The 9,057-nt window shown below is 51.0% G+C and carries 5 protein-coding genes and 1 tRNA gene; 4 read left to right on the top strand and 2 right to left on the bottom strand.

What is annotated here, in order from left to right; genetic code table 11:
- A partial coding sequence (locus tag ACVBEJ_RS11970) for a tandem-95 repeat protein (RefSeq protein WP_447129866.1) occupies positions 1–2,665 on the top strand: 2,665 nt, incomplete at its 5' end.
- A gap of 66 nt (positions 2,666–2,731) precedes the next feature.
- Here the strand turns inward: ACVBEJ_RS11970 and ACVBEJ_RS11965 are convergent.
- Entirely contained in the window at positions 2,732–3,409 is a 678-nt protein-coding gene (locus ACVBEJ_RS11965; protein WP_447129865.1) for a transglutaminase-like cysteine peptidase, read from the bottom strand.
- A 370-nt stretch (positions 3,410–3,779) separates the two neighbouring features.
- On the opposite strand from ACVBEJ_RS11965, the gene ACVBEJ_RS11960 reads away from it, so the two are divergent.
- The 3 genes from ACVBEJ_RS11960 (at position 3,780) to ACVBEJ_RS11950 (ending at position 7,425) form a co-directional block, all read left to right on the top strand.
- Positions 3,780–5,735 carry a bifunctional diguanylate cyclase/phosphodiesterase gene (locus tag ACVBEJ_RS11960; RefSeq protein ID WP_447129864.1) on the top strand — a complete coding sequence of 652 codons (1,956 nt, stop codon included), beginning with the start codon at positions 3,780–3,782 and terminating at the stop codon, positions 5,733–5,735.
- Positions 5,736–5,793: 58 nt separating this feature from the next.
- On the top strand, positions 5,794–7,275 hold the full coding sequence (gene gltX, locus ACVBEJ_RS11955; protein ID WP_447129863.1) for a glutamate--tRNA ligase: 1,482 nt from the start codon (positions 5,794–5,796) through the stop codon (positions 7,273–7,275).
- A 74-nt stretch (positions 7,276–7,349) separates the two neighbouring features.
- A tRNA-Ala gene (locus tag ACVBEJ_RS11950) sits at positions 7,350–7,425 on the top strand.
- 112 nt (positions 7,426–7,537) lie between these two features.
- Here the strand turns inward: ACVBEJ_RS11950 and ACVBEJ_RS11945 are convergent.
- Positions 7,538–8,707, bottom strand: a complete 1,170-nt coding sequence (locus tag ACVBEJ_RS11945) for a tyrosine-type recombinase/integrase (protein WP_447129862.1) — start codon at positions 8,705–8,707, stop codon at positions 7,538–7,540.
- Between the last annotated feature and the right edge of the window lie 350 nt (positions 8,708–9,057).

Below are 9,057 nucleotides of genomic sequence, written 5' to 3'. Positions count from 1 at the left end.
AACGGATGTAAACGATGTCCCAGTGGCTGTACAAGATGGCCCAGTGAGCACCGCCGAAGACACAGCAATTGCTGTAGATGTAATCACTAACGACACAGATTTAGACGGTGTTATCGTTCCAAGCAGTGTGACTGTCACTTCGGCTAGCAATGGCAGCACCAGCGTGAACCCTGTTAATGGTGAAGTGACGTTTACCCCGGATGCCAACTTTGTGGGCGCCGGCAGCTTTACCTACACCGTGCAAGACGACGATGGAGCCACTTCGAACCCGATTACTGTGGTGGTGAATGTAACAGATGTAAACGATGCCCCAGTGGCTGTACAGGATGGGCCATTTGTTACAAACGAAGATACTTCATTAAACAGCATTGATGTACTCAGTAATGACATAGACCTGGATGGCGATACGTTAACTATTCAGGGAACACCTTCTGCCATCAATGGCTCGGTTTCTGTCAATCCAGACGGCACTTTGAATTACACCCCTGATGCAAATTTCAGTGGTGAAGATACAGTGACTTACACAGTCACTGACAGCAACGGTGATACGGATACTTCCTCTTTTACTGTTACGGTTAATCCCGTTGCCGATGCACCCAACATAGCCTTCGACTCAGATGTCATCACCAGTGACGGCACCGTCGAGGAAATTCCTCCGCCAGAATCCACCGGATTATTACTCAGCTTTTACGATGAACTGAATAATGCCAATCGAACCGCTGCCTTGCAGGAAGGCATTATTGATCCTGCAACGGCGACGTCTCAGGCCCGCGAAATCAATGGTTTTGGTACACCGAGAATTCAAACTGCCGGTGCAACCCAGACGGATGGATCAACGGTGGCTGTGGAAGAAGGGGATTCCTATTCCGTTACTGGACTGATTTATCTGGAAGCCGGTTCCAGTTATGAGTTCTTTGGTTACCGGGATGATTCCATACGCATTGAGCTGGGTGGTGAAACTATTCTCAGCACCACTGGCGATTCATTTGGCAACTTTGGTGGCGATACTCCCCCTCCGGGCGGAATAGGGAACCACGTGCAGGGCAATATATTTACTGCTACTGAGAGCGGTTATTACACACTGGAAGTCTATGTAAACAATGTCTCTGGCCCAGGTCAGTTTTCACTGAATATCGCTGTGGATGGCGGTGCGCCACAGATACTCAATGGCAGCAATTTTAATATTTACAGCAGCGTCAACGAACTGGCTGCAGCCGGTGGGCAGTTCTCCAGTTTTGTGACGAATACAGAACCTGGCCAAAATACCGATGGAGGTTTTTTCCCGCAAGCTATTAACGTGGGAATGGAAGATACCTTGATCGAAATTTCGAATATCGCCGTTTCGCTAACGGATAACGACGGTTCAGAAGTGATTGACAGTATTGTAATCAGTGGCATTCCGGAAGGCGCTGTACTGACCGATAGTACAAGCAGTTTTACGGCAACGGCTGGAACCGATGAGATTGATATTCTGGGCTGGAGCCTTAACGATATTGCCATTCAACCACCCACCGGGTTTACTGGCGAAATTACACTTACTGTAGAAGCCACCAGCCGTGAAACCGCCAATGGTGATACCGCAACAAGCAGTAGAGATATTACGGTAACGGTGGTGGATAGCTCGGATATTTCTACGGGTATTGATGCTGATTTGCTGGGTGATGATGTTGTCTCTGGAACAGACGGGGATGATACGCTGACGAGTAATATAGGAACGGTGGCTCTAGCAGTTGATAGTGACAATGTTTTTAATGATGATTCTGCTTATACGCTGTCTGTAGGTTCCTTGGCTGCAGGTTTGTCGGTTGCCAGTATTACTCTTGTATTAACAGATGGTGCATTTGATCCCGGTGCAGGTGGAGGTGAGTTTGGACCTGTAGTTACATCTCCGAACGGGGTTGGTGTTACACCAGCAGACTTTAGTTTTAACGGACCTGAAACGGAACTAACAATTGATTTTGCTGAGGGTGACTTTACTGAAGGAGACAGTTTCAGCTTTGGCCTTGATTTTGACAATGTAGGGCCTGGAAACGGTAACCAGGGAGGTTTGCTGGGAGGTAATGCCAATCTGATTGTTACTTTGAGCGATGGCTCTACAGAAACTGTCGTTGTCGCAGGCAGCGGAAATAGCTCTGGAGCAACCGCAAATCTTGCGTCCAGTATTGTCGATGGTTTGTCAGGCGACGACACCATCACCGGCGGCGATAACGATGAACTGCTGATTGGCGGTACCGGTGACGACACCCTGATTGGCAATGGCGGCAGTGATGCCCTTCAAGGTGGTCTTGGTAACGATATTCTTACCGGCGGTAGCGGCGACGACATTCTTGCCGGTGGTTTGGGAGCTGACACCTTCCGCTGGCAGGCCGGCGACGAGGGCACAGCTGCTAGCCCGGCAGAAGATATTATCAGCGATTTCAATGCAGCTGATGGTGATGTGCTGAATTTACAGGATCTGTTGCAGGGTGAAGAAAGCGGTGTTTTGAGTGACTACCTGTCATTTAATTTTGATGGTACCAACACCACCATTGAGGTTAGCTCACAAGGCGATGGCAATATTGATCAGATTATCAGGGTAGATAATATTGATTTGACAGGGGGTATAGCCAGTGATGCCGCCATTATTGACAACCTGATCAACAACAACAACCTGATCGTAGATTAAGTATCAGGAGGTTGGAATCCTGAAGCGCTTTGTGGCCATTGCACTGTCAAGTTGCACTACAGGTGGCTACAAAGCGCTTTCTTTTATCCGTTGGGTAAGGTCTGACCAGGCTTTGATTTGTTCGGAGCTGCCGCTGTGTTGGGATTCATTGCGGGAACGGCTCAGCCACAGGCTTTCGGCATTAAAACTGTATACGGGAATTAAGTCGGTACGCTGGGAGGCGGGTTTGATGCGCCTGTTCAGGTTGTCGAGAATCAACGGTTCAGAAGACGGGGTAGGGTAGTAGGCCAACACCATATGGGCTTGATTGAGGCGGGTGGCGGTAACATAGGTAATGCGCAGCTTGTCGCCGGGGACGCCCAATTCCCGCAGAGTGAAGTATTTGGCAATTGAGTAATCTTCGCAGTCGCCGGCGTCCTGTATTAAAAATTCCACCGGCGTAGCCCAGTAGTCTTTCTGTTTCCACAGCTCCATGTCGTTGGTAAAGCGGGCACCATTAAAAAAATCGTTCACCGCTTCCAGCTTCTCTTGCTCCTCATTTTGTTGATGCCCTTGAATCAGGTTTTGCCAGAAAACCAGCCGGTTTCTGGCGGCGGGACCGTGCTTTTCTTCAACCTTGTTTAACAGGTCATCACTAAGGGAAAACAGGGAATCTTCCTGGGAATAGACCACCAGGCCCAGCAGCAACAGCCCTGAGCAGCAAAAGAGGGTGATTGCCTTTAATATTCGCCGCTTTGCCAACATTATTTTTCTTACGGGCACCTCCAAAAATGCACTATTTCCGCGATAGCGGCGTTGGCGTCCTTGTTTGTTTATGGGGAGGCGAATCCTCATGTATGCCTTATACACTGCGGGTCTCCGTGCGCCGCCGTCTTGCTCTCGCGAAAATATCACTATTTTTGGAAGTACCCTTATGCCCGTGTCAGGGGTTGTTATCGACCAGATTCAAAAAATCATAACATTTGATTGCCAAATAGATGTGTCAGGTTCGACAAAAGCGCGGTTAAGGGTTTGCATTTGGCCGGGGCAATAGGGATGATTTAGCTTAAGCAAACCGACTATTGGTCGTAAAAGAAAAACAATAACAACAAAAAGTGGATAGCAGGAAAAACAAGTGACACTTTACCGCCAGTTAATTGCCGCCGTTACCATTCTGTTTACGCTGCTTTATGGCGTAAACATTGTAACTGGCGTGTACCACACCCGAATTTTGTTGGACGCGCAAATGGAAGTGCATGCCAGGGATACAGCAACTTCAGTGGCTCTGTCCATGACTCAGGCGGCTCAACAGCAGGATCTGGCGACCCTGGATACCATGTTTAACGCGGTGTCAGACAGCGGTTATTTCAGCAATATGGTGTATCGCAATCTGCAGGGTGAAGTGCTGCTGGAACGCTCTTTTCCGGTTGCGCCTACGGGTGTTCCACAGTGGTTTATTGACCGTGTGCCATTGTCTTCCCCGGTGGGGCGCGCAGAAATCAATTCCGGCTGGCTGCGTTTGGGCACACTGACCGTCACCAGCCACCCCGGGCAGGCCTACATCAAACTTTGGCGCACTACTGAACAACAGCTGTCTGTTTTTGCTCTGGTGACGCTTTTTGTGTGCCTGCTGGCGTTCTTTGCTCTGCGGGTATTGTTGCGTCCTCTGAACGATGTTGAAGCGCAGGCGGAAGAAATCGCCAGCCAGCAATTTGTGACTGTCGAGAAGTTGCCCCGCACCCGGGAATTGCGGCGAGTGGTAGAAACCATGAACCGCATGTCTGCGCAGCTGAAAAGCATTTTCGAACAACAACTCAGCCAAATTGAATATTTGCAGGAACAGTCTCTGCGCGACCCGGTTACCGGCCTGTCCAGCCGTCTGGATTTCGACACTCGTACCGCCAGCCTGCTGCGCGAGGAACGGGGTGAGCTGTCCGGTGCACTTATGATTCTTACGGTCAGCAATATGCAACAGGTCAACGGCAAGGAGGGCCGGGCAGGGGGCAATAAAGTGCTCAGGGCAATTGGTGAGCAGCTGCAGGAGTTGCTGGCATCGTATCCCCACTCCATTGTCAGCCGTCGTCAGGGGCCGGAAATTACCCTGTTTGTACCTCATATTATCGAAGCGGAAGGGAGAGAATTGGCTACCAAGGTGTTTGATGCCAGCCGTCAGATTCAGTGGCACCACTGGAGCGATGTATCTCTGGTCATTCACATGGGCTACAGCTATGCGGGTAATATTGAGGATATCGGCAAGCTCTTGTGTGAAGCCGACACTGCGTTGTACCGCGCCAAAGACAGCAATGACAGCTGCTGGAAGTGTATCGAGGACGCCGAGCAAGTTCTGCCGGTACTGTCTGCGTCTACCGATGAATGGCGGCAAATTCTCAACCGCGCCATTGAAGCCCAATCCGTTGTTTTGCACTACCAGCCCATTTATTCGGCGGACAAAAAACTGGTGGCTTACGAATCTTACGCTCGCCTGCCCAGTGGCAACGAGCTGATCAGCGCTGGCGTATTTATTCCCATGGCCGAACGCTTTGGTCTGGTGGCAGATTTCGACCGCCTTGTCCTGCAAGCTCTGGCTGGTCAGGAGGGCGAGTTCTCAAAAGACGTGTATTTCTGCGTGAATCTGAGCCTGGCATCCATTCAGGATGAGAGTTTCCGGGAGTGGTTCAACCAGTTCCTCAAAGAACATGGCTCACTGAGCAAACGCCTGGTGGTGGAGTTGTCCGAATACGCCATGCAAGTCAATGAGCAACATGTGCGTGACTTCAGTGCATTGCTGTTGCGCCACAACGCGAGCCTGGCTATTGATCACTTTGGCCTGGAGTCTTCGGCGTTTGGTTATCTTGGCAGCTTGCCGTTACACCACATCAAAATTCACCACAGCTTTGTTCACAACCTGGACAGCAATCAAGACAACCACTTCTACGTACAATCCCTGGTGCAAGTGGCTCGCAGCCGCAACCTGCAACTGATGGCAGAGGGTATAGAACGCCAGGAAGAATGGGATGCGTTGCGTAAACTTGGCCTCGACGCAGGCCAGGGCTACCTGTTGGGGCGGCCTTCGGAAAAGCCGGTGGCTTAAGGCCTCTCTCAACCCTATAATACGCCGCCTTTTCAACGGATAAATTCTTAGTACTGCCATGACTGTTCGCACCCGTATTGCGCCTTCCCCCACGGGCGACCCCCACGTGGGCACTGCCTATGTCGCTCTGTTTAATCGCTGCTTTGCCCGTCAGCACGGCGGCCAGTTTATTTTGCGTATCGAAGATACCGACCAAACCCGCAGCACCCCGGAATCGGAGCAAGCCATTCTCGATTCCCTGCGCTGGTTGGGGCTGAATTGGGACGAAGGCCCGGATGTAGGCGGCGATTACGGCCCGTATCGGCAGAGTGAACGCATGGACATCTATGGTGATTACGCCCGTCAGTTGGTGGCAAAAGGCCATGCTTTTTACTGCTTTGCCACCCCGGAAGAACTGGACCAGATGCGCTGCGACCAGGAAGCAGCGGGGCAGGCAGTGAAATACGATGGCCGAGGCCTCCAGCTAAGCGCCGAACAAGTGCAAAGCAAACTGGATGCAGGCGAGCCCCATGTGATCCGCATGAAGGTACCGGAAGATGGCACCTGTGTGGTTAACGACATGCTGCGCGGCGATATCGAAATCCCCTGGCAGCAGGTGGATATGCAAATTCTGCTGAAAACCGATGGTATGCCCACCTACCACCTGGCCAACGTGGTGGACGACCACCTGATGAAAATTACCCACGTGATTCGCGGTGAAGAATGGATTAACTCCGCCCCCAAACACAAGTTGCTGTACGAATACTTTGGCTGGGATATGCCCACTTTGTGTCACATGCCGCTGCTGCGAAACCCGGACAAAAGCAAACTCAGCAAGCGCAAAAATCCCACCAGCATCACCTTCTACCGGGATATGGGTTACCTGCCGGAAGCACTGCTCAACTACTTGGGGCGCATGGGCTGGTCCATGCCCAACGAGGAGGAAAAGTTCGCCCTGGCGGAGATGGAGGCGGCGTTCAATATTGAAACCGTTTCTCTGGGCGGCCCGGTGTTTGATGTGGAAAAGCTGGACTGGCTCAACGGCCGCTGGATTCGCGAAAACCTGGACGAAGAACAGTTTGTCGAGCGTGTGGCGCAATGGGCCTTTAACCGCGACAACCTCAAGCGCATGGTGCCGCTGATTCAGGGCAGGGTGGAGAAGTTCACCGATATTGCACCGCTGGCCAACTTTATGCTGTCCGGTTTGCCGGTACTGGATGAAAGCAGCTTTGACAGCAAGCGCCTGGAACGGGAAACCATCTGCAAAATTCTGCAGTTCAGCTCCTGGCGCCTGGACGCGTTGCAGAATTGGCAGCGGGACCAACTGTATACAGAGCTGAACCAGATTGCCCAAGCCATGGAAATCAAATTGAAAGACTTCCTGTTTCCGCTGTTTGTGGCCGTGGCGGGTGCACCGTCGGCGCCTCCGCTGTTTGATGCCATGGCTATATTGGGCCCGGACATGGTGCGGGCGAGGGTGCGTCATGCCTTGAATGCGGCAGGTGGTATATCGAAGAAGCAGGCGAAAAAACTGCTGAAAGAGTATCAATCACTGGGGTAATAAAGAGGCCCAATATTTCCTCTTTTAAGCCCTTGACAGCCCACGGGGTGCTGCTAGAATGCGCACCTCTTTACGGGGCCTTAGCTCAGCTGGGAGAGCGCAACACTGGCAGTGTTGAGGTCAGCGGTTCGATCCCGCTAGGCTCCACCAATTAAAATCCTCTGTATGTCTTTGACGTCAGGGGATTTTTTCTTTTCTAGCAACTCAATTTCTTGCTGTTCAAAAAACAACCAAAATGCCAGTGTGCCAACTATGTGCCAAATTACTGAGCACACGAGTTTTCTACTGTCGATTTTTGGCGTTTTAGCGCTGCCTTCCATTGCTTGTTTGCCTCACCTCGGCCTGCCTGACCCCGTGCACTAAACACCACAGGTACTTGCTCCATTTCGGCTACGGTTCTTCGCAAATGTTGCAACTCCAAGTGAGCATAACGCTCAGTGGGCTTCAAACTACTGTGCCTTAATGCCTTTGAGGTTTCGTAGAGCGATTTCCCCCGCTGAACTAACCAGCTTGCAAACGTATGTCGAAGGTCGTGTACACGAATCTTCGGGCATCCCACCTCAACTCTGAGTGAAGTAAAAGCCGTCTTCACATCTTTCAGGTGGGTTTCTCCCCCGGTTTTATTGCTGGGGAACAGCCATTGTGACTCTGAGTATTTCTCCTCAACATGAGCCAAGCGTCTTTCAACAGCTTTCATTGCTTCCCTGTTTAGTGGTGTCGCAGTACGTTTGCGTCCTTTTTGCTGGTAGCTTTTTAAATGGATACACTGGTTATCAATATCCACCTGATTCAGCTTGCATCCCAATAGCTCGCTTTTCCGCATCCCGGTATTCACTGCGAGTACAAAGAAATCCCACAGGTAGGGTGCGTTATAGGGTTGGAACTGCCGCTTATACAGAGCCTCTATAAACCGCTGTGCTTCTGCATAAGTAAGGTGGTCAGCTTCGTACTCCACCTCCTTGGGCAGTCGTCCACTCACTGGATTGTCAATATCCCACTCCCATTCCCGGCGAGCGTAGTTGATGGCAGAGCTGAACGTCGATAAACGGCGGCGGATGGTGTTATCGCTGATGCCTGACTTGCGCCATAAACGCTTGCAGTCAGCAATATCCTTGCCTCTTAACTCGTTAACCACCTTCCCGGTAAACACCGTTTTTAGCGCTCTAATAGCCGTTAAATCAGCTGAACCGGGGGAACACTCCTCAATCCATTCAACCATGAGTCGGTCAAAGGTGTATGCGGGCCTATCCAGTTTTCCCTGCTTCCAGGCCTCCCAATGTTCCACCTCAAGTTTCGAGGCTTTAATTTGGGCTATTTCCCTGTACTCGTCTCCAATCGGGAGTTTAAGAGAGAGTCTAACTTTTTCGCCATTGGGGTCGTTGTAACTGCACCACCAGTACGGCGAGTTGGGTCTTTTGTAGATTTTTGCCATGAGTTCGATTCCTCTTGCGAGTTACCGGACTCGAGTGTGCACAAGGAATTCTGCTCTTGAGGTGCGGCATTTGCAACCAGTTGTTGCTTGTAGGCTTGAAGGGAGCTTGCCAAGATACGAGCGCATCCTGGTGATGGGTAAATACGAATCAGTGAATTGTTATCGGCAAGCCTTGAAATGCTGCGAACTGATATGGAAAGTTCTGTAGCGGCTTGGCGATACGTTAAAAAGGGTAGTGTTCATAAATCTGTGTCATTTCCTTACACTGAAAAATCAGGAGATGACTTATGTCCAAAGAAATCAACTTCGACGTCAATGAAGCCCTTGCTGCCCTGCGCGCAGGCAAGGAT

This window comes from Porticoccus sp. GXU_MW_L64 (assembly GCF_052983295.1).
The sequence above is the reverse complement of the archived record's forward strand: the minus strand, read 5'-3'. Positions and strand labels throughout refer to the sequence as shown.

Excerpts from the sequence above, each read along its gene's own strand:
- ACVBEJ_RS11945 (WP_447129862.1), bottom strand. The coding sequence starts at position 8,707 with ATGGCAAAAATCTACAAAAGACCCAACTCGCCGTACTGGTGGTGCAGT.
- ACVBEJ_RS11965 (WP_447129865.1), bottom strand. The coding sequence starts at position 3,409 with ATGTTGGCAAAGCGGCGAATATTAAAGGCAATCACCCTCTTTTGCTGC.
- gltX (WP_447129863.1), top strand. The coding sequence starts at position 5,794 with ATGACTGTTCGCACCCGTATTGCGCCTTCCCCCACGGGCGACCCCCAC.